The organism is Pseudoalteromonas phenolica (genome assembly GCF_044788725.1).
Taxonomy (GTDB): domain Bacteria; phylum Pseudomonadota; class Gammaproteobacteria; order Enterobacterales; family Alteromonadaceae; genus Pseudoalteromonas; species Pseudoalteromonas phenolica_C.
In genome coordinates this window covers 3,725,679-3,747,098 of the sequence record NZ_CP173161.1, presented here as the reverse complement: position 1 = coordinate 3,747,098, position 21,420 = coordinate 3,725,679, and the positions used below count along the sequence as shown (strand labels likewise).

Annotated in this window: 16 protein-coding genes; 10 read left to right on the top strand and 6 right to left on the bottom strand. The window is 42.4% G+C overall.

Going from position 1 to position 21,420, the window contains the following annotated elements; all coding sequences use genetic code 11:
* Nucleotides 1-6 precede the first annotated feature (6 nt).
* The 4 genes from ACH784_RS17005 (at nt 7) to ACH784_RS16990 (ending at nt 6,484) form a co-directional block, all read left to right on the top strand.
* On the top strand, nt 7-3,156 hold the full coding sequence (locus tag ACH784_RS17005) for an efflux RND transporter permease subunit (RefSeq protein ID WP_404392198.1): 3,150 nt from the start codon (nt 7-9) through the stop codon (nt 3,154-3,156).
* Between the two features lie 169 nt (nt 3,157-3,325).
* Nucleotides 3,326-3,862: a hypothetical protein gene (locus ACH784_RS17000; RefSeq protein ID WP_404392196.1), complete on the top strand. Its 537-nt coding sequence runs from the start codon at nt 3,326-3,328 to the stop codon at nt 3,860-3,862.
* 63 nt (nt 3,863-3,925) lie between these two features.
* Nucleotides 3,926-5,989, top strand: coding sequence for a S9 family peptidase (locus ACH784_RS16995; RefSeq protein ID WP_404392194.1), 2,064 nt, complete (start codon nt 3,926-3,928; stop codon nt 5,987-5,989).
* Between the two features lie 69 nt (nt 5,990-6,058).
* The gene (locus ACH784_RS16990) at nt 6,059-6,484 is read left to right on the top strand and encodes a hypothetical protein (protein WP_404392192.1); all 426 of its coding nucleotides are present in this window, start codon (nt 6,059-6,061) and stop codon (nt 6,482-6,484) included.
* Here ACH784_RS16990 and ACH784_RS16985 read toward each other — a convergent pair.
* The gene (locus ACH784_RS16985) at nt 6,452-6,925 is read right to left on the bottom strand and encodes a Dps family protein (RefSeq protein ID WP_404392190.1); all 474 of its coding nucleotides are present in this window, start codon (nt 6,923-6,925) and stop codon (nt 6,452-6,454) included. The two genes, ACH784_RS16990 and ACH784_RS16985, sit on opposite strands and share 33 nt — an antisense overlap.
* Before the next feature lie 297 nt (nt 6,926-7,222).
* Here ACH784_RS16985 and ACH784_RS16980 point away from each other — a divergent pair, with 297 nt between their 5' ends.
* Complete coding sequence (locus ACH784_RS16980; RefSeq protein ID WP_404392188.1) at nt 7,223-7,432, top strand: hypothetical protein; 210 nt, start codon at nt 7,223-7,225, stop codon at nt 7,430-7,432.
* Between the two features lie 9 nt (nt 7,433-7,441).
* On the opposite strand, the gene ACH784_RS16975 is transcribed toward ACH784_RS16980, so the two are convergent.
* The gene (locus tag ACH784_RS16975; RefSeq protein ID WP_404392186.1) at nt 7,442-8,047 is read right to left on the bottom strand and encodes an alpha/beta fold hydrolase; all 606 of its coding nucleotides are present in this window, start codon (nt 8,045-8,047) and stop codon (nt 7,442-7,444) included.
* A gap of 117 nt (nt 8,048-8,164) precedes the next feature.
* On the bottom strand, nt 8,165-8,701 hold the full coding sequence (locus ACH784_RS16970; protein ID WP_404392184.1) for a YaeQ family protein: 537 nt from the start codon (nt 8,699-8,701) through the stop codon (nt 8,165-8,167).
* A gap of 152 nt (nt 8,702-8,853) precedes the next feature.
* Between ACH784_RS16970 and ylqF the strand changes: the two genes are divergently transcribed.
* The 5 genes from ylqF (at nt 8,854) to ACH784_RS16945 (ending at nt 15,601) form a co-directional block, all read left to right on the top strand.
* Nucleotides 8,854-9,798: a ribosome biogenesis GTPase YlqF gene (gene ylqF, locus ACH784_RS16965; protein WP_058031349.1), complete on the top strand. Its 945-nt coding sequence runs from the start codon at nt 8,854-8,856 to the stop codon at nt 9,796-9,798.
* Nucleotides 9,799-10,513: 715 nt separating this feature from the next.
* Nucleotides 10,514-11,815: a GntP family permease gene (locus ACH784_RS16960; protein WP_404392182.1), complete on the top strand. Its 1,302-nt coding sequence runs from the start codon at nt 10,514-10,516 to the stop codon at nt 11,813-11,815.
* Nucleotides 11,816-11,903: 88 nt separating this feature from the next.
* On the top strand, nt 11,904-12,692 hold the full coding sequence (locus tag ACH784_RS16955; RefSeq protein WP_404392180.1) for a TIGR00266 family protein: 789 nt from the start codon (nt 11,904-11,906) through the stop codon (nt 12,690-12,692).
* 193 nt (nt 12,693-12,885) lie between these two features.
* Nucleotides 12,886-14,973 (top strand): elongation factor G, encoded by a 2,088-nt coding sequence (fusA, locus tag ACH784_RS16950; RefSeq protein WP_404392178.1) that lies wholly within the window; start codon nt 12,886-12,888, stop codon nt 14,971-14,973.
* Nucleotides 14,974-15,208: 235 nt separating this feature from the next.
* Entirely contained in the window at nt 15,209-15,601 is a 393-nt protein-coding gene (locus ACH784_RS16945) for a hypothetical protein (protein WP_404392176.1), read from the top strand.
* 86 nt (nt 15,602-15,687) lie between these two features.
* On the opposite strand, the gene ACH784_RS16940 is transcribed toward ACH784_RS16945, so the two are convergent.
* From ACH784_RS16940 to ACH784_RS16930, 3 genes are all read right to left on the bottom strand, one after another.
* Nucleotides 15,688-18,423: an ExeM/NucH family extracellular endonuclease gene (locus ACH784_RS16940; RefSeq protein WP_404392174.1), complete on the bottom strand. Its 2,736-nt coding sequence runs from the start codon at nt 18,421-18,423 to the stop codon at nt 15,688-15,690.
* A 141-nt stretch (nt 18,424-18,564) separates the two neighbouring features.
* Entirely contained in the window at nt 18,565-19,575 is a 1,011-nt protein-coding gene (gene hemB, locus ACH784_RS16935; protein ID WP_404392172.1) for a porphobilinogen synthase, read from the bottom strand.
* 9 nt (nt 19,576-19,584) lie between these two features.
* Nucleotides 19,585-21,420 (bottom strand): diguanylate cyclase, encoded by a 1,836-nt coding sequence (locus ACH784_RS16930; RefSeq protein ID WP_404392170.1) that lies wholly within the window; start codon nt 21,418-21,420, stop codon nt 19,585-19,587.

Here is a 21,420-nt window from a genome sequence, read left to right as displayed (position 1 = left end):
TAACGAATGAGTCAAGCAGAATTAGAAAAGCAAACAGGCATGATCGCCTGGTTTGCGAAAAACTCGGTGGCTGCCAACTTGTTGATGGTATTTATCATCATCATTGGTTTTTATACCTATAACACCATTCAAAGGCAGATGTTTCCAAATGTAGAGATTAACTACATCACGGTTTCTGCGAACTACCCAGGTGCCTCTCCGCAAGAAATTGAAGAAAGTATTCTGATGAAGATTGAAGAGGCGTTGAAAGATGTCACTGAGATCAAAGAAGGGGTATATCGTGCCAACCGAAACGGCGGTAGTGCGACATTAGAAATTGACCCAGACGTTGAACTGACCGATGTGTTAGATAAGGTTAAGCTGCGCGTTGATGGTATTGCGACTTTCCCTGCTGCGATGGAACCGGTCACCATTAATCAGATTGAATTCCAGCAACAAGTCATAGAAATGACCTTGTCTGCGGATTTACCTTTGACTGAATTGAAGCCGATGGCAAAGCGCATTGAAGATGAGCTATTACAGCTAAACAATGTGTCTTTGGTTGATGTCAGTGTACCGCTAGATGAAATCGCTATTGAGATTAAACCAGATATGCTGCGCCAGTACGGTTTAACCATTAATGATGTGGCTAATACGATTCGCAATTACTCTGCTAATTTCTCGGCAGGTCAGTTGCGCACTGATTCTGGCATCATTTCGGTGCGTATTGAAAACCAGTCTTACAACGGCGATGAATTCCGCCAACTACCAGTAAAAGTGGGTGCGCATGGTGGTAAAGTGCTGCTACGTGATATTGCAGAGATCAAAGACGAATTCACCGAGGGCGAACGTTATTTCAAACTCAATGGTAAGAATGCAGTATTCATTTCTGTAAAGGCAACCAAAGAGCAAAACATGGTGCCAGTTGCAGAGTCTGTGAAGAAATTCATTGAATTAAAAAATAAAGATCTACCGGTAGGCGTTGAGCTTAAGTCGTTAGTAGACATGACCTATTATCTTAATGGTCGTTTAACTATGATGAAGAGTAACTTGCTGCAAGGTATGTTCTTAGTGGCGCTAATGCTGTTCTTGTTCTTGCGCTTCAAATTGGCAATGTGGGTAACAATCGGTATTCCGGTGTGTTTCTTAGGTGCTGTGATGATGATGCCTGTGCTGGGTATTACCATCAACGTTACTTCGCTATTCGCATTTATCATGGTGTTGGGTATCGTGGTTGATGACGCCATTGTAATTGGTGAAAGTGCTTACACCGAAGTGGAGAAGAAAGGCCCAGGTGTTCACAACGTGATTATCGGTGCAAAGCGTGTTGCTACGCCAGCAACCTTTGGTGTATTGACTACTATGGCCGTATTTGCGCCTCTTATGTTCTCGTCGGGTCCTGAAAGTGCCAACTTTGTGTCAATTGCAGGTGTGGTTCTATTGTGTCTATTCTTCAGCTTAATTGAATCAAAATTGATTTTGCCTGCGCACATTGCGGCAATTAAATTTGAGCCTTTAAAAGAAAATAGCTGGCGTCATAAGTTTAATACTAAGTTTTTTGGTTTTGTAAACGGGCCTTACCGTAATTTCGTTAAGCTGTGTGTTGAATGGCGCTGGACAGTGTTATTCGCCTTCATTGGTATGTTTATTGTTAGTATCGCTCTAATGAATAGTGGCATGTTACGTACGTTATTCTTGCCTAAGATCCCACATGACTTCCCGAGCATTAATATCACCATGAACGACAATGTGTCGGATGAGCAAACCATCGAAGCCCTGAAGAAAATTGAATCAGTAGTGCTAAATGTTGATAAGCAAATTCAGCAAGAGCTAGGTGTTCCGATGCTACGAGATGTGATGGTGTTTAACCAAGGTCGTAACGAAGGTCGCTTGTTAGCACCATTGGTAGACGAGGAAGATCGTCCATTCAATACCTTTGAATTAACCCGCCGTTGGCGAGAACAATTACCTGAAATTGCAGGTATGAAGTCAATTCAAATTAACGATGAAGTGATTAATATGGGCCAAAATGGTGACTTTGGTTACTTATTATTTGGTTCTGACATCGATACATTGAATGCGGCAGGGCGTCAGTTGATCAGCATGCTACAAACTGAAAAAGGGGTTTTCGATGTAAGTTCTACCATTGACCCTGCAAGTAAAGAAATTCAGCTAGCCCTAAAACCCGTTGCCTATGAGTTAGGCTTAACTTTACGTGATATCGGCTCTCAAGTGGGTGCAAGTTTCTATGGTGGTGAAGCGCAGCGTGTGATCCGTAATGGTGAAGAGGTACGTGTTATGGTGCGCTACCCGAAACTGACTCGTGAAGCGTATTCGTCATTAAAGCATACCGTGATCAAAACACCGCAAGGCCGTGAAGTGATGCTAGGTGATGTGGTTGAACTCTCTGAAAAGCCGGGTATTAGCTATATTCGCCGTGAAGATGGTTATCGCACCGTGTATGTATACGGTAATATCGATGAAGAAGTCGTTGAGCCAAATGCTGTTACAAAGCGCATTGATGATGAGATTTTGCCTCAGTTAATTAAGGCGTACCCAACTGTGAAAACTAAGCTTGGTGGCTCTATTGAGGAGCAACAAGCTCAAGCGAATGAACAGGTTGTGTTCTTTATCATTGGTATGCTGTTGGTGTACATCTTGTTAGCGATCCCACTAAAGAGCTACTCTCAGCCATTAATTGTAATGTCTGTTATTCCGTTCAGTCTTGTTGGTGCGCTATGGGGACATTTAGCATTCGGTTTAGATCTAAGTATGATGTCGGCATACGGGATCATTGCGGCGGCGGGTGTTGTAATCAATGACTCATTAGTAATGACAGACTTTGTGAACCAAGCACGTAAAGAAGGTCACTCTTTAAGAGAGTCAGTCATTGAAGCTGGATGTGCGCGTTTCCGTGCTATTACATTAACGTCAATTACAACCTTTGTGGGTGTATTGCCAATCATGTTTGAAACCAGCTTGCAGGCAATGTTTGTTATCCCAATGGCGGTTTCGCTTGGTTTTGCTGTGTTGTTCGCAACGCTGATCACGCTATTACTTGTACCTTGTTTGTATATCATTTTGACTGATATACAGAAGGCGTTTTCTTACATTGGTGAGATATTTAAGCGTACGGGTCGCTATTTCAAATCGATAGTTCGTCCGCAACGCGCTTAAGCATTATATTTAATTCGAGATGTTAGAAGGCCAGCAATTGCTGGCCTTCTTTTTATAGAAAAAAGCACTAGTTAAAAACTTATTTCTGATATAAAAGTTGAGTTATTGTTGTTGCTGGTTATACTTAAAGGCTATTTTGCTCTTTGAGACAGCTATGCTTAGGCGCCCAATGATACTTGATGATTGGCAACAGATATCGGTATTGAAACAGCATCGTCATTTATATGTTGGCGATACTGTGCTTGCGCATTTTTTTACAGCCGAAGGAGAGGTTGATGAATGGCAGTTGTCATTAAATATTGCTTACAACACTTTGCAGGCTCCACAATATTGGACTAGAGAGCTGGCCAGTTTAATAAACCTTCACCAACCATTAGTAAAAGTAGGTAAAAAGACGCTATTAGGTTGGCAAGTTGGCTATGGTGAGTTACCCGTTTTTAGTCATCCATACAGTGGCATTATCGGTTTCGAATTAAGCTATCAATGTATGGCTCAACCTAAAGAGTCAACAAGCACAGAAAAAGCCCCTGACATTTATCCGCATCAACCACAAAACTATCAACCAGGCACGAAAGTTTGGCATCAAGGCACAGGGCGTTGTTACAAATGTAAGCCTTGGCCATTTAATGAATATTGCAAAGACTTGAGTGGCGATTTTGAGCCTGGAGTGGGGGCGCTTTGGGAAATGGCTTGGGAAGTGTGCTAACTGCTTTTCTCGCACATTGACTATGTTACACTGCCTGCAATTAACTTATTTAAGGAAAGGCAAGTGAGTCAATCAGTTTCAGCCCCAATTGCAAAAAAAATCCCCCATATTTTAGAAACGCATGCCGAGCAACGTGTCGATAATTATTACTGGATGCGTGACGATAACCGCCAAGATCCCGAAATACTCGCGCATTTAGAGGCTGAGAACGATTACCTTAAAGCCGTTATGGCGCCCCACGAAGCTTTAAAAAACCAACTGTTCGAAGAAATGAAAGGGCGTATTGTAAAAGACGACACTTCAGTGCCAGTGAAAGATGGCAAATATTGGTATATGAGTGAAGTGGCTGGCGAGAACGAATATGCATTTCACTATCGAGCAGACAATGCCGAGATGCAAAACAAGCAGTTGTTGCTGGATGTCAATGAACTTGCTGCGCCATACGAGTATTATGATATTGGCGATATGGCGGTGAGCCAAAACGATGAGCTGATGGCTTATAGTGAAGATACCGATGGCCGACGTATTTATAAAGTTAAGTTTATCAACCTAGCAAACGGTGAATATCTGTCTGATGAATTAGAAAACACCGAAGGGCAGGTAGTGTGGGCTAATGACAACCGTACGGTTTTTTATGTCAAAAAAGACCTACAAACCCTACTTGGTTTTCAAGTATTCAGACATGTACTAGGTACGCCTCAATCAGATGACGTACTTGTTTACGAAGAGCAAGACCGTCAGTTTTACATGGGTATAGGTAAAAGCCGTGACGATAGCCAGATCTATATCTACCTAGCCGCAACCGAAACATCAGAACAATGGTCGCTAGATGCAGATAACCCTGAGCAAGCGTTTGAGTTATTGTGCCCGCGTTTAGAAGGTCATGAATTTGGTATTGATAAGTTTGCAAACCAGTACTTTATTGTCTCAAACCACCAAGCGAAAAACTTTAAACTCTGCACAGCGAAGCTAGAAGAGATCGCTGATATTGCAAATTGGCAGACACAGATTGAGCACCGAGATGATGTGCTTATTGAAGGTCTAGAGCTATTCAATAGCCATTATATAGTGACTGAGCGTTGTTTAGGGCAAACGCGTTTTGTTGTTTATGACTATCAAGGCGGCAGCCATACGCTTGCATTTAATGACGCGTGTTATAGCGCTCATATTGGCCATAATCCTGAGCCAGAATCGACAGCCGTGCGTATTCATTACTCAAGTCTGACTACGCCGAGTAGCGTGTATGAGTGTGATTTAGCCACAGGTGAAAAAAAGTGCTTAAAACAGCAGCAAGTACTCGGTGATTTTTCGGCGAGTGACTATGCATCAGAGCGTCTACACATTGCGGTGCGTGATGGCGTAGAAGTGCCTGTTTCTTTGGTGTACAAAAAGTCATTATTCAAAAAAGATGGCTCTAATCCTATGCTGCAGTATGGCTATGGCGCTTATGGCATCACCATAGATCCAAACTTCTCAAGTAATACCTTGAGTCTGCTAGACAGAGGTTTTGTTTATGTTATTGCGCATATTCGTGGCTCTGAAATGTTAGGTCGTGAATGGTACGAGCAAGGCAAGAAAGCCTATAAACAAAATTCCTTTAATGACTTTGAAGATGTGACTCGCAGTCTGGTTAAGCAAGGTTATGCCAATGCGAACAAAGTCTTCGCTTCTGGTGGCAGTGCGGGTGGCCTACTAATGGGCGCAGTGGTAAACCAAGCACCAGAACTTTATTTGGGAGTGGGTTGCCATGTACCATTTTTAGACGTTCTGACAACCATGCTTGATGAGTCAATTCCGCTTACTACGAATGAATATGACGAGTGGGGTAACCCTAATAACGAAGCTGATTATCAAACCATCAAGGCGTATTCACCGTACGATAATTTGCAGCCGCAAGCTTACCCACATATTTTGGTCACGACTGGCCTGCATGATTCTCAAGTGCAATATTGGGAGCCGATGAAGTGGGTCGCTAAGCTGCGTGAAACGAAAACGACAGATTCTTTACTGTTGTTTAGAACTGATATGGGGGCGGGTCATGGCGGCGCAAGCGGTCGTTTCAAGCGCTTGGAAGAAATAGCCCTAGAACAGGCATTTTTTATCAGCTTGCTTGAACAGTCAGCATAATCTGCCGCTATACTAACTAGTGATCATTGAGCTGAATCATTCTCAGCTCATTATTTATATGAGGTAGAAATGAAATTCAAAGCACACGGCTTGTGGCGGGTTCATATTGAACACTCAACAATTTATATTGCGTTGAAAGGCGGCTTTAACCGTGAAGGTGTGATTGACTTTCAAAATGATATGATAAAACGCGTTATGTCAGAGCTGACGCCGTGTGACAGTGCTGTACTGAATTTATCTGAATTTGAAATGAGCACATCAGATAGTTTGGAGGCAACTAAAGAGTATTTCGAAGGAGTGAAACAGCGAGGCTATAAATGGGTCGACTATATTGGTGTGAATCCAATCGCTGAGCATTTGCTGAGGCAGTTGTGGCAAGGGGCAAAAACAGAAATTTGCTTTTACCCAAATGAGAAGGCTTATATTAGTGCTAAGCCTGAACACATAAAGCCTTTAACTGAATTATCCCAGATAAGCTTTGAGCATCCACACTAGTTTCTCTTGCTCTTTAATATAGTCGCTCATTAGAGCGGCTGTACCTTCATCTTCTGCATCACTTGCCACACCTAAAATCTCGCGTTGCTGTTTTAATAATAGCGTGAAGCCATTCAGTAGTGTTGTCACCGCCTCATTACCATCAGTGATATTTTTTGCTTCTTGAATTTCAGCACGCTCTAAGTAATCGCTAAATGCATGTAAGGGCTGACCACCTATGGTTAGAATGCGTTCTGCTAGCTCATCTACTTTCAGTAGTAACTGATCATAAATTTCTTCAAATTTTAGGTGTAACTCGAAGAAGTTCTTGCCCTTGATGTTCCAATGAAACCCACGCGCATTCATGTATTGAATTTGGTAGTTGCTCAGTAAGTTATTTAGTTGTGCTGCTAAATCTTCGCTTGCTTGCTTTGATAAGCCGATATCAGTGAATTGTGTCATGTTATTTACTCCTGTTGTTTGCATGAGTGTAAGTATGGGGTATGAACCTTGATTGGTCTAACGGGATAAAACAATAACTGTAATTCAAAAAAGCGATTGAAAGCGGGTTTTTGATCTGCGGAATAAAGCTTGCCAATTTTAATAGAGCTGTTTGCTTTTTAACCTGAAAATTGATCTATCACAAAGAGGTGATAGGGGGTATAAACACCAGAAATAGAACTTGATTTGGGTCAATATTTACACAAGGGTGAGGCGCATAATGAGTTTGTAAACAGACAATAATCAATAGGTGTCATCATGGAACTTAAAACACAAACTCAGCATAAAACAGAAATCACCGTTGTTGTAATCGCGCTATTGGCATTTGTAGTGGGTCTAGTTGGTCATTTAGCAGGTGCGAGCTTCGCAAACTCAGATGCGTTTGGTTATATCGCAGCGCCCATTCCGCTTATCACGGGTTTAATCGCTTTTGTTGCTTACAAAATTGCAGAAAAAGGCAGTCAATAATCAGTTGCTTTAGCAGGGCTCACACAGCAGAGATAAGATATATTCAGTGACCTTGCGAGAGTAAATCATACTGGTATGGCTAACATGAAACACCTTGTGTTCTGCCATACCTTGTAGTTTTGTCTCTTCTAATAATACTGTGCCATCAGAGCTACTGCCTTTTTGTAAAATAGGCATCAGTCCCAAAGGTAAATCACCGGCAATGCTGTAAAGCCGCGCTTTATAGGGCCAATCTTGGTTGTCTGAGACCAAAAACTCCACACTGTTTTTTAAAAAAACATCGAGCCCTTTTTCATGCATTTGCTTGGCAAACATACTGCCTTTATGCGGGGTGCCCAAGGTAATGACTTTTTCAACTTGTTCACTGGTTTGTGAGTGATTGTCTAAGTAGGCTCGGGCTATCAATCCGCCCATAGAATGGCATACCATCGCAGCTTTATCGTGACCGATAAACTCATCTATTTTAGAGAATATGTCTGATTTATTGGGGCTAAGGGTATTGTAGGAAAGGTTTAAGATCTCAAACGGGTGTTGTTTGAGTTTATTGCACAATGGCTGCATCACAAAGCCAGACATATAGAGTCCGTGCAAAACGATGATTTTTTTTATAGCCATTGTGCCTCCTAATTAAGCCGTCCTTGTTTCGTCAAGTTTACTTTAACAAGTGAAACTGAGCAGATGCTTAATCGATCGATGAAAACTCATAACGCTACTAATCGTAGTTAGTGGCGACTATTTCCAAATGGTCGGAATAATGTGCACACTTTGTTCTTCGTCACTGACCCAAATTTCACCATCTTGCACAGTCACGGTTAAGTTCATGCCACGTTTTACCATGGTAGCAAGTTGTGATGTTGCGTCATACGGTAAACTGATAACCGATAGATTATCGTGACTGTACAACTTAGGTTGATTCTTTTGCCACCAAATCTCTTGGTTGTTTTCGCCATAACAATATAGCACCACATCTTTAGCTCGATTACAGGCTTTCTTAACACGCTTTTCATCAGGTAGACCGAGCTCTATCCAAAGCTCAATCTCTTCATTATAGTTTTTTAACCAAACTTCAGGCTCATCATCAGCACATAGACCTTTGGTAAACTCCAAACGTTCTTGGTAATGAAGCGCAAATGCCAAAATGCGGATCATCAAGCGCTGTTCATTTTCAGATGGGTGTTGCGCTACCGTTAGAGAAAGTGTTTCGTATACGTGTTTATCCATATCGCTCAAAGCGAGTTGCGCTTTGATGATGGTCGATTTTAAAGCCATTGTCTTCGTTCATACTAGTAAGAATGGCAGCAGTATACATGAGCATGTACGTTTAAATACGATTTTATCAACGAGGTTGTTTAGTGTTTTTGCTGATTTTTGCGTAAAATAGCGCAATCAATTTTTGCCGAACAGAATTTAGGAGCGCAAGTATGGCCATTCAGTGGTTTCCTGGGCATATGAACAAGGCTCGCAATGAGATTAAAGAGATCATGCCGCAAATGGATGTGATTATCGAAGTTTTAGATGCGAGGATCCCGTATAGCAGTGAAAACCCAATGGTGTCTGCGCTTCGCGGTGATAAACCAGTCATAAAAATTATGAACAAAGCAGACTTGGCTGATCCTGAGCTTACCAAGCAGTGGATGGACTATTTTGAACAAGAAAGTGGTGTAAAAGCCATTGCATTTGGTCATGATAAAGGTGCTGAAGTTGCCAAAGTCAATGAGCTTTGCAAGAAGCTAGCCCCACATAAAGTGGGTGCAGATAAACAGCTAAAAGCCATGATCATGGGTATCCCTAATGTAGGCAAGTCGACTTTAATTAACCACCTTGCTGGTCGTATCGTGGCGAAAACTGGTAATGAACCTGCGGTTACTAAATCTCAGCAGCGTATTCGTCTAGAAGATGGCATCATGCTATATGACACGCCAGGCATGCTATGGCCGAAAGTTGAAAATGAAAATTCGGGTTATCGTCTAGCGGCGACTGGTGCAGTAAAAGACACGGCGATGAACTACGAAGAAGTTGCCAGCTTTACCGCTGAATACTTGCTAACTGCTTACCCTGAGTTATTAAAGTCACGTTATAAAATTGATGAATTACCGGAGCAAGATTGGGAGTTTGTCGAAATGGCGGGCCGTAAGCGTGGTTGTATTCGCGGTGGCAACCAAGTTGATACCCATAAGATGTCTGAAATCTTAATCAATGAATTGCGAGATGCCATTATTGGTCGCATCACCATGGAAACACCTGCGATGCGTGATGAAGAAGAAATTATGGTTGCTGAGCTGCGCGCTGCGGCTGAAGCGAAAAAAGCGGCGAAGGAAGAAGAGAAAAAACTACGCCGTGCAAGAGCGCGTAAAAACCGCCGCTAAATTTCTCACGTATATTCCAGACATAAAAAAAGCCCGTTTAGGGCTTTTTGTGTTTCATATCTACCGTCACCGATATGAGCAATGTAGCAAGTAAAATGTGTTTGGAAAAAAGTGAAGATATCGCGAGGGGCGTTGCGATATCTCACTCCCTACCATGGCTTTAACGTGGCAACACGTGTTTCAGGGTCGAGAAACAAATTAGAGTAAAGTAACAAAGTAAGCCGTCAATCTCGCTTTGTTGAGATTGATTATCAGTTAGATTAATGAATGTGTCAACAGTGTTTTTGAAAATAATTCTCATTTATTTTTAGGTGGCTAAATTCGGGAATTGCAGACATAAAAAAAGCCCTATCAAGGGCTTTTTGGCTTTTCATATCTACCGTCACCGATATGAGCAATGTAGCAAGTAAAATGGGTTTGGCCGCTAACACTGGATAACAAGGGGCGCGTTAAAGAGTGTTATTGGCCAATGCTGTTAACGTGTGTGCATCACGAATTCTGGGTCGAGAAACAAGATTCAGTAGCGTGCCTCCGTCTTGTTGAGATTGATTATCAGTTAGATCTTTGTAAGTGTCAATATTTATTTGAAAATAATTCTCATTTAGTTTGTGTTGGTTGTGAGTACGCTTCACTTACTGTGTTGTGTACTTTTTCGTCTAAATCTCCTAACTTGTAGTTATCTGTAAAACAAAAATAAAAATGAACAGGTGACACTATGTTGAGTTCAATGGGGCTAGCACTTGCGCTGATCGCATTAATCGTACTGACACTGAGAGGTGTTAATTTATTTATATCTGCACCCTTGTGTGCTGTGGTTGTGGCGCTCTCGAGTGGTGTGCCTTTATTTCAAGTGAGCGAGCAAGCCAGTTTTGTATCTGGTTACATGAGTGGCTTTGCAGGCTTTGTACAAGCTTGGTTTTTGATGTTCTTGCTGGGCTCTTTGTTTGGCAAACTGATGGAAGATAGTGGTGCGGCAGACTCGGTTGCGCGTTATATCGTTAATAAGCTAGGTATGAAGTATGCGGTGTTGGCCGTTGTACTAGCCTGTGCTTTGCTTACTTATGGTGGTGTGAGTGTTTTCATTGTGGCATTTTCGGTGTATCCCATGGCACTCAGTCTATTTAAAGATGCGAACTTACCGCGTCGTTTTATTCCTGCGGCATTGACGTTTGGCTCTGTGACTTTCACCATGACATCAGCAGGCTCTCCCGAAATTCAAAACTGGATCCCAATTAAATACTTAGGCACTTCACCTTATGCTGCATGGCAAGAGAGTTTGGTTATTGCCATATTCATGGCGGGACTAGGATATGTTTTACTGCAGTATATGATTAAACGTGCCATAGCAAACGGCGAGCAGTTTGAAGGGCGAGATAACGACCCTGAAGCAACACGCAATAAATTGCCAAGCCCAATCACAGGCGTGATCCCTTTGTTAGTCGTGCTGGCGCTGTCTTTTACCTTACATGAATCACTACAGCAAAATGCCTTAATTGTGGCTTTGCTCGGTGGGGTGATCAGTTTGTTCATTATCAACTTTAAATACTTTATTAATATTGAAGCGGCGGTGAATCAAGCAACAACAGGTGCTTTGGTTGCAATTGGCAATACTGCCGCTGTTGTTGGTTTTGGCGCAGTGGCCAAGCTGACTCCAGCATTTCAAGATGCCGTGGTTATGATGACGCAGATCCCCGGTCATGAATTAATAGGTGCTGCGATTGCGGTAAGTGTGATTGCTGGCTTAACGGGCTCTGCATCTGGTGGGCAGGCCATTGCTTTACCTTTGGTGGCGCCACATTATATGGATTTAGGGGTAGAGGCTGACGAATTACACCGAGTGGTGGCAATAAGCTCAGGAGCTATAGATACCTTGCCACATAATGGCTATGTGGTGACAACCATACGTGCGATTTGTGGAGAAAAACACCAAGACGCTTACTGGCCTTTAGCTATGCTTACTGTGGTTGTGCCGTTAATTGGCTTGGCACTGATCTTAGGGTTATTTATTGTTTTTTAACTTTGCTTACAATTTAAGGCTGTTAAAAGCGGTCTCTTTAGGCGCAAGATAACAGTCACAATCAAGTTCAATCTAGAAGGATTACACAATGCGATGTCATGAAATTGATTATGAAATAATCGGTGAGTCAATGCAGATGGTCGAAGTCGAATTAGACCCAAATGAGACCGTGATTGCCGAAGCCGGCGCGATGAATTATATGGAAAGCGGCATTGAGTTTGAAGCCAAAATGGGTGACGGCTCTGAGCCTGAACAGGGCTTTATGAGTAAGCTGTTCAGTGCGGGCAAGCGAATGGTTACTGGCGAGTCTTTATTTATGACGCATTTTACAAATCGCGGTCATGGTAAAAAGCGCGTTGCATTTGCTGCGCCTTTTCCTGGGTCGATAATTCCTCTTAATATGGCAAACCTAGGCGGGTCGATTTATTTGCAAAAAGATTCGTTCTTATGCGCGGCGCTAGGCACCAAAGTCGACATCGCATTTCAGCGTAAACTAGGAGCAGGCTTTTTTGGTGGTGAAGGTTTCATACTGGAGCATCTTACTGGTGATGGTATGGCATTTGCGCATGCGGGTGGTACGGTCATCGAAAAGCGTTTGAATAATGAAACTTTAAAATTGGATACCGGTTGTGTGGTCGGATTCAGCGAAGGCATTGAATTTGATATTGAGCGTGTTAGCGGCTTAAAAAGTATGTTCTTTGGCGGTGAAGGACTATTTTTAGCAACTTTATCGGGTACAGGTACCGTGTGGATCCAGAGTTTACCTTTCTCTAGACTCGCCGACCGAGTGATGCAACATGCACCAAGTCAGGGTGGAAGTCGTCAAGGTGAAGGGTCAATTTTAGGCTCAATTGGCGATATCATAGACGGAGATTGATGGCCGAAACCCCTATAAATTAAACGCCTCAACGCCTCATTCGCATAGTTTCTCTCGAGTGAGGCAAAAAACCTTTCAAAAAAATCACTTTTTAGCGAATTGTCTGCATTTTAAACGATAACTAGGATGATGTTCTATAAAAGAGGTGGTATACTCCCGCCGAATAATTTTCTACTTTAAATAGAGTAAAACAATGGCAGATTTATCGAAATACAGAAACATTGGTATTTTCGCGCACGTTGATGCGGGTAAAACTACCACCACTGAGCGTATCCTAAAGCTTACTGGTAAAATTCACAAAACTGGTGAGGTTCACGACGGTGAGTCAACTACTGACTTCATGGAACAGGAAGCTGAGCGTGGTATTACAATCCAGTCAGCAGCTGTAACTTGTGAGTGGAAAGGCCACCGTTTAAACGTTATCGATACTCCTGGACACGTTGACTTCACAGTTGAAGTATACCGTTCACTTAAAGTACTTGATGGCGGTATCGGTGTATTCTGTGGTTCTGGTGGTGTTGAGCCTCAGTCAGAAACTAACTGGCGTTATGCGAACGAGTCAGAAGTAGCACGTGTTATCTTCGTAAACAAACTAGACCGTATGGGTGCAGACTTCTACCGCGTAGTTGGTCAGGTTGAGAAAGTACTTGGTGCTAACCCACTAGTTATGACTCTTCCTATCGGTATCGAAGACCAGTTCACTGGTGTTGTAGATGTACTAGAGAAAAAAGCATACGTTTGGGATGAGACTGGTCTTCCTGAAAACTATGAAGTAACTGACGTTCCAGCTGACATGGTAGACAAAGTTGAAGAATACCATGAGATGCTAGTTGAGTCTGCTGTTGAGCAAGACGACGACCTAATGGAAGCGTACATGGAAGGTGAAGTACCTTCACTAGAGCAAATCAAAGCTTGTATCCGTAAAGGTACACGTGACCTTGCTTTCTTCCCTACATACTGTGGTTCTGCATTCAAGAACAAAGGTATGCAGCTAGTACTAGACGCAGTTGTTGACTACCTACCGTCTCCAACTGAAGTTGATCCACAGCCTCTAACTGATCCTGAAACTGGTGAGCCTACTGGTGAAGTAGCAACTGTTTCTGCAGATGAGCCACTTAAAGCGCTTGCGTTCAAGATCATGGACGACCGTTTCGGTGCACTTACGTTCATCCGTATCTACGCTGGTCGTATGAAGAAAGGTGACACTATCCTTAACTCAGCAACTGGTAAAACAGAGCGTATCGGCCGTATGGTTGAGATGCAAGCTGACGAGCGTAACGAACTTACTGAAGCACAAGCGGGTGACATCATCGCTGTTGTTGGTATGAAGAACGTTCAAACAGGTCACACGCTATGTGATCCTAAGCACGAGTGTACACTTGAAGCGATGATCTTCCCTGATCCAGTAATCTCAATCGCTGTTGCACCTAAAGATAAAGGTGGTAACGAGAAGATGGGTATCGCTATCGGTAAGATGGTTGCAGAAGATCCGTCATTCCAGGTTGAGACTGACGAAGATTCAGGCGAAACTATCCTTAAAGGTATGGGTGAATTACACCTAGACATCAAGGTAGACATCCTTAAGCGTACTTACGGCGTTGAGCTAGTTGTTGGTCAGCCTCAGGTTGCTTACCGTGAAACTATCACTCAAGAAATTGAAGATAGCTACACGCACAAGAAGCAATCAGGTGGTTCTGGTCAGTTCGGTAAGATCGATTACCGCATCAAGCCAGGCGAAGTTGGTTCAGGCTTCAAGTTCTCTTCATCAGTTGTTGGTGGTAACGTTCCTAAGGAATTCTGGCCTGCAGTTGAGAAAGGCTTTGCATCAATGATGCAAGAAGGTGTTCTAGCTGGCTTCCCAGTATTAGACGTTGAAGTTGAGCTATTCGACGGTGGTTTCCACGCAGTTGACTCATCAGCAATCGCATTCGAAATCGCAGCTAAAGGCGCTTTCCGTCAGTCTATCCCTAAAGCGGGTGCACAACTTCTTGAGCCAATCATGAAAGTTGACGTATTCACGCCAGATGACAACGTAGGTGACGTAATCGGTGACCTTAACCGTCGTCGTGGTATGATCAAAGACCAAGAAGCTGGCGCAATGGGCGTTCGTATCAAGGGTGAAGTACCTCTATCTGAAATGTTCGGATACATTGGTCACCTACGTACTATCACGTCTGGTCGTGGTCAGTTCTCAATGGAATTCTCTCACTATGCACCATGTCCGCAAAACGTTGCTGACACTGTAATCGCAGCTGAGAAAGAGAAAAAAGCAGCTAAGTAATTAGCCTCTTTTATCTGATTTTAAAAACCGCTTGTTTTACAAGCGGTTTTTTTATGCCCGCAATATCTCATTCTATTTTCGTATAAAACATGGTTGAAAAAAGCAGTGTGACTACGTATTATGCCGCTTCTCAGGATTTTGTGTCTTTTATAGGACCTGCTTTGTGATGCCATCTTCTCTTAATTAAGTGATCTATTTTGAGGATTGGTATGATACGTATAATGGAGTCGTTGTTGTGCACACCGTGGATTTAAGCTCAAATAAATTACTGCTTGCTGTAAGTTCTCTTTTAGGTTTTATTTTTCTTTCTTTATCGCGCTTAGATGTTGCTATTTTGCATCACTTAAAATGGTTTGGCGGATTATTGATTATCTTTAGTGTACTCATGGTATTTCTTGTTCAAGCAAACAAGTTGTTCGTACATATTGATAAAGCAGGTGTGAGCTATGGATTAGGTTTCACAGTGAAGTACATTCATCAAGAAACGATTCAGTCGATTCAGAAAAGCACAGGCTTATTTGGTGGTGTTTTACATGTTAAAACTCAAGATGGCAAAGTGCATCATTTTTACGCTTGGCAGATGAGTGATGCTGACTTTTCTAAAGCAGAGCGTTTGCTATCGCTATAATACCAACTTTCAAAATAAATGAATAAATTGGTATAAATAAAAAATGCGCTCTAAGGCGCATTTTTTATTTTTGTTGTAAGTTAATTTTACTTACGACGACGGCGAAGTAGCGTTAATGGTGCTGCTAATAAGCTTAACCATGCTAGGCTACCGCTATCTTCATCATCACTGTCATCCACATTTTGCACTTCAATTTGTACTTCAACAGTGTCAGACAGGTTGCCTGCTGTATCTTCAGCTTGAACCATAAAACGAATACGGTTTTCATATTCATAGTCGAAGTTACCTGCAACTGTGATTAAACCAAGTTCGTTAATAGCTACTAAATCAGTACCAGATACGATGAAACGTTTAACAGGTGACACATCTGAATCAGCATCTGTAAATGCAAGTTTGCCAATCGCATAACCGATCTGAGAATTTTCACGCACTTGGAAAATTTGACCAGCTTCAACCATAGGGCGAGGGTCTACTGGTGGCTTGCCTGCAACTGTTTTGATTTCAACAACAACTGGGTCGTGATCTGAAGAGCGGTATGCATGATCAGCATAGTAGTTAGCTACTTGTGTTTCAGACTTGTACTCAGTGTTGTAATCGAAAATAGCTGGCTCATCCGCATTGATATGCCAATCTGTCGCATCTGTTACTTTTTCTAATAAGCTTGCAGATGCAACTGCGTGGTCAAGGCTACCTAAACGGCCTGAGAAAGTATAAGAGTAACCGAAGTTATCACCATCAACGTGGTTCATAACGTTAGCAAAGCCTTTGTCAGCAAACGCTTTGATTGGATCTTCCATCGCATACGCATTCATATCACCAACAAGGATAATATCAGCATCTTGGTTGCCAGTAGGATATGACATTAACCAATCAGCATACTTGTTTGCACCTTCTGTACGAATTGCGTTCCAACAGCCTTGGCCGTCGCCTAAATCAGCATTATCACCTTCTGCACTCTTACAGCCGCCTTTTGACTTTAAGTGAGCAACAGCAACGGTAAATTCTTCGTTGTTATCTAGTTTACGGAAGCTTTGTGCGATAGGTGGACGGTTGCTGTAATCGAATGGTGCAGCCGTTGTGAAGCTTGCTGTACCTGCTTCTTCAACAATATCCTTACGGTAGATGATTGCTGTTGTAATATCGTCAGTACCGATTTTATCTGTATTGAAGTTTACAAATGCATACTCGTGATCAGATTCTGCATTGATGGCTTCTACTAGGTCATCGATCGCGCTGAATTCACCAAAACCATCATTCTCGATTTCCATTAAACCGATCACATCAGCATCTAGTGCTGTAATTGCTGAAACAAGTTTAGCTTGTTGGCGAACAAGTTCTTCTTCGTTATCCGCACCGCGAGGTGTAGGGAAACCACCGCCTTGACCGTCACCATTGAAGTAGTTCAATACGTTGAAGCTTGCTACACGAAGATCACCTTCACCTTCAAGTGCTGGTGCTTCAGTACGTTCATTGGTGTTAACAAATTCAGGCGTCATAGTTGGGTGAATGCGATATTTGCTAAAGCTGTAACCAACTACACCTGTGATGTTATTTACTGTATCGCCAAGACGTAGGCTGTTGTATGCGCTCAGGCCACCTTGAGGATATTTTGGATCAAGGTTCTGTTGAGTCGAGCCATCATCGATAAGGATTTCTTTAAGTAAGTTTTGTGCTTCTAATGCATTGGCATCTGCACCTGGACGAGCAACTTGTGTGCCTTGATAAAGACGCTCAGTACCTAGTGCAACTTCACCGTAACGACCTAGGCCATATGTGTTGTTTACGTAAAGCTGTTGGTCGATGCTAACTAGCATACCTTCGAAAGCTTCTAAATCATCAATCGCAGCAACTGGTAATGTTAACTGAGCTGCTTTAATGTCTGCTGTACCACAGCTAGCGGCGCGAGTAACATTGCCAATCTGTGTTGCACTGTAATATTCTTGTACAGACCCTTCTAAGCGAACGATGTCACCTACATTTACGTCTAGGTCTTTGTAATAAACAAATACACCTTCAGAGGTCATAGCATCTGTGTCCATGTCTTTTTCTAAAGACTGAACAAAGAAGCCTTTTAATTGGTCGTCAGCTTGTAGGTCTGCAGTTACAACGGCTTCGATGATAACAACTTGATCTTTTAATGGGCTCTCAGCGCCATTGCCTTGAATTGCATTGATAGTCGTGTAAGCATCATTACATACAAGTGGATCTGTGCCTGTATCACCGCCGTTGTCACCACCATTGTCACCGCCATCTGTAGCGCCATGGCTGCCTAAGCCAGAGAAATCATTTTGCTCGAACTGTTCCCACTCTTCACTTGGGTTAAATGCAGAAGTTGCATCAGTACGACCAGAAGTAATGCTTGTTTTACGGCGTAGAGTTTTGTTGGCTGTAGTTACACCGCCTTCATCCCATGCTGAACCTGGATCAACACCTAGTTGACCAAAGCTATCAACAATTGCACCGTCTTTAGTTAAAACTAATGCATCATCACCGTTGAAATATGTGATTGTTGATTCAATATCCGCATTGGCTTTTAACTCATCAACAGAGCCTGCATTAACAATAACGTAAGTCGCATTTGCTGCAAGTGTGCCAGTTAAATCTAAAGTTTTGGTAGGCGCAGCTAAGTCACCATTACCATTTGAGTATAGAGAGATAGTGTAACCGTCAAGAGACAATTCAGCACCCGAGGCATTGTATAACTCTACTGCTTTATTGTTAGAGCTGCCTTCGACGTATTCAGAAATAATAAGTTGTGCTTGCACTGGTGCAGTTGCCGCCGCAACTAACAGAGCAAGAGGTTTTAAGCTTGTTTTAATCATTTTGTTCCCGTGTAATTTTTGATTATTCGCTAAATAGGGACATTAGCGTACCCGGGGTATGTTACAGAAAAATGAAAAAATGTTAATCAGAAATGATGAAAAAGAGTGAGAACTCTAGCTCACTCTTTGAACTATAAGAGATTATTTCTCATTCAACCAAATTGCAGCTTGTTTTGCAAAGTAAGTTAAGATGCCATCAGCGCCGGCACGTTTAAATGCCAGTAGTGATTCCATGATGCATGGCTTTTCTGCAAGCCAGCCGTTATCAATCGCTGCTTTATGCATGGCGTACTCACCACTTACTTGATAAGCGAATGTTGGTACGCCAAATTCATCTTTCACGCGACGAACCACATCAAGGTATGGCATGCCAGGTTTTACCATCACCATATCAGCGCCTTCTTGTAAATCTAATGCCACTTCACGAATAGCTTCATCAGAGTTCGCAGGGTCCATTTGGTAATTCTTTTTATCCGCGCCTTTTAAGTTACCAGCAGAACCGACTGCGTCACGGAACGGGCCATAGTAGCTTGAGGCGTACTTAGCTGAATAAGCCATGATACGAGTATGAATGTGACCATCAGCTTCAAGTGCTTCACGAATTGCACCGATACGGCCATCCATCATGTCTGACGGTGCGACAACATCTGCACCTGCTTCAGCGTGTGATAGCGCCTGCTTGACTAAGATTTCAGTCGTGATGTCATTCATCACATAGCCTGTTTCATCAATGATGCCGTCTTGGCCATGTGTGGTGAAAGGGTCAAGTGCCACGTCTGTAATAACGCCAAGCGTTGGACAAGCTGTTTTTAATGCGCGAACCGTTCTTTGCGCTAATCCTTCTGGATTATAAGCTTCTTCAGCGTGAAGTGATTTCTTATCTGCAGGGGTCACAGGGAAAATAGCAACAGCAGGTACGCCTAATGCGACTAACTCTTTAGCTTCTTCAACTAACAAGTCAATTGAGAGCCTTTCGATGCCAGGCATTGATTCAATGGCTTCACGGCGGTTTTTGCCTTCAAGCACAAACACCGGATAAATCAGGTCATTTACGGTAAGCTGGTTTTCACTCATAAGGCGACGAGAAAAATCATCACGGCGCATGCGACGCATACGGGTATAAGGAAATAAATCTAATCCTGATTGAGCCATTTTGTTCTCCTAAGGCTGGTAGATTCTTACTTGGTTACGGCCTTGTTGCTTAGCTTCATAAAGTGCTTTGTCAGCAAGGTCGGTATAAGTATGAGGTGATTTTGGATCAATGGCGACGGCACTATAAACACCGGCACTTAAGGTTAAGTTAACGATAGCCTTGTCGAGCTTTAACTGAAAAGCATCGACGGTCGAGCGGATCTGCTCGGCGATTTTTTGTGCGCCTTCGAGCTCTGTATTGGGTAGTAACATCACGAACTCTTCCCCACCGTAGCGGAATACTTCATCTGAGGGGCGTTGCAAATGAGATTTTATAATGTCAGCAACAGCACAAATGGCTTTGTCTCCACTTAAGTGCCCATGCGTATCATTGATGTTTTTGAAATGATCAATATCTAACATTATGACACTTAAAGTGCTCTGCTCGCGTCTTGAACGGCGCACTTCCATTTGTAATCGTTTATCGAAATAACGACGATTTTTGATTTTTGTCAGTGGATCTTCAATATTCATTTGCTCAAGTTCGCGGTTTTTATCTTCGAGCTCGCGAAGCGTAACTTGTAGTTCGAATGTACGTTCATCAACAAGCGCTTCTAGATCCGCCTGAGTTTGCTCTTGTAGTTTTAACTTTTCGTTCAGCAGAGCATCTTGAGCTTGGCTTTGAGCAAGCTTTGCTTGTTGCGCTTCTACTTCAAGGTCGCGTTCACGAATAAATTGTCTCACCAATGTAAAGCTTAAAATAAGGCTGACAATGAAATAGCAAAAGTAGCTAACTGGCGTGCTTAATTGTGAGCCTGAGATAAAGCCCAGTTCATAACTTATTTGATGCCCTAAAGCTAAGAGAATAAAAGTAAACATCACAATAAAGCCGGGCGTTTTTCTTTTAAAAAGTAACCACTGCGCTATGAATAACAATAATAAGGATGTGATGATAAGAAAGCTCAGTGTATAGCTGGTCGCGACTGATAGATTTAAAGGCAGAAGGCTAAGTGTTAATAATAAAAAAACAAAGCAAGCTAAGATGACAGTTTTAGGCAATGCAAAAAGCTTTAAAGCTGGTTTAACCGTGATATAAGGCTGTAGTAGCGGAAGTAATACAGTACTCGACAAGAATATCAGTAACGGTTGTGCATACTGCTGCAGCCATTGCCAGTTGCCATATAAATAGCGATAACTGAATCCATAAAGATGAATGTTTAAGAGCCAAATTACAGAAATAAACGCGGTCGCAAATAAAAAGTAGCGTTTTTTAGTGAATGAAAATAAAGCCAGGTGCATCAGTGCCAAGGCAATAATAAAGCCAGCAAAAATGCCATAAATTAAGTTGAATTTACTTTTATATTTAATGTATTCAATTGGATGCCATAAACTGAGTGGTGCATTGAGTGCGCCGTGATGCTCGATGTTTAAATAAATAACTGCATGCTGTTGTGCAAGCAACTTTATTGGCACCAATTGAGCCTCGTGTTTGATTGGTCTTTTAACTAAAGGCAGGGCATCTCCCAGCGCTAAAGTGATTATTGATGCATCTTGAGTTGCGATATACGCAGTGACCTTATCCAGCAAAATGTTATCAATACTCAGTAGTAAATCTATGTCACTCACTGATTGATTGGTCAGTGGTATTTTAATCCAAAGTGGTTTGTCTGATTTACCTAAATTAAGCGCATCTTGATGGCTTTTGTTCCAAGTGATTGGTTTTTCGAGTAACTGTTTTAAATTATTACTGTCGTCTAGAGTATAAGAGTATGGCAGTGGATTGTGCTGGGTAAAATTGCTATCGATATCAAAAGCAACCGCCAAAAAAGAGCAAAAGCTGAGTAAAACAGACAGTAAAGTTCTCAC

Excerpts from the sequence above, each read along its gene's own strand:
- ACH784_RS17000 (WP_404392196.1), top strand. The coding sequence starts at position 3,326 with ATGATACTTGATGATTGGCAACAGATATCGGTATTGAAACAGCATCGT.
- fusA (WP_404392178.1), top strand. The coding sequence starts at position 12,886 with ATGGCAGATTTATCGAAATACAGAAACATTGGTATTTTCGCGCACGTT.
- ACH784_RS16960 (WP_404392182.1), top strand. The coding sequence starts at position 10,514 with ATGTTGAGTTCAATGGGGCTAGCACTTGCGCTGATCGCATTAATCGTA.
- hemB (WP_404392172.1), bottom strand. The coding sequence starts at position 19,575 with ATGGCTCAATCAGGATTAGATTTATTTCCTTATACCCGTATGCGTCGC.
- ACH784_RS16975 (WP_404392186.1), bottom strand. The coding sequence starts at position 8,047 with ATGGCTATAAAAAAAATCATCGTTTTGCACGGACTCTATATGTCTGGC.
- ACH784_RS16980 (WP_404392188.1), top strand. The coding sequence starts at position 7,223 with ATGGAACTTAAAACACAAACTCAGCATAAAACAGAAATCACCGTTGTT.
- ACH784_RS16955 (WP_404392180.1), top strand. The coding sequence starts at position 11,904 with ATGCGATGTCATGAAATTGATTATGAAATAATCGGTGAGTCAATGCAG.
- ACH784_RS16970 (WP_404392184.1), bottom strand. The coding sequence starts at position 8,701 with ATGGCTTTAAAATCGACCATCATCAAAGCGCAACTCGCTTTGAGCGAT.
- ACH784_RS16985 (WP_404392190.1), bottom strand. The coding sequence starts at position 6,925 with ATGACACAATTCACTGATATCGGCTTATCAAAGCAAGCAAGCGAAGAT.
- ACH784_RS16990 (WP_404392192.1), top strand. The coding sequence starts at position 6,059 with ATGAAATTCAAAGCACACGGCTTGTGGCGGGTTCATATTGAACACTCA.
- ACH784_RS17005 (WP_404392198.1), top strand. The coding sequence starts at position 7 with ATGAGTCAAGCAGAATTAGAAAAGCAAACAGGCATGATCGCCTGGTTT.
- ylqF (WP_058031349.1), top strand. The coding sequence starts at position 8,854 with ATGGCCATTCAGTGGTTTCCTGGGCATATGAACAAGGCTCGCAATGAG.
- ACH784_RS16940 (WP_404392174.1), bottom strand. The coding sequence starts at position 18,423 with ATGATTAAAACAAGCTTAAAACCTCTTGCTCTGTTAGTTGCGGCGGCA.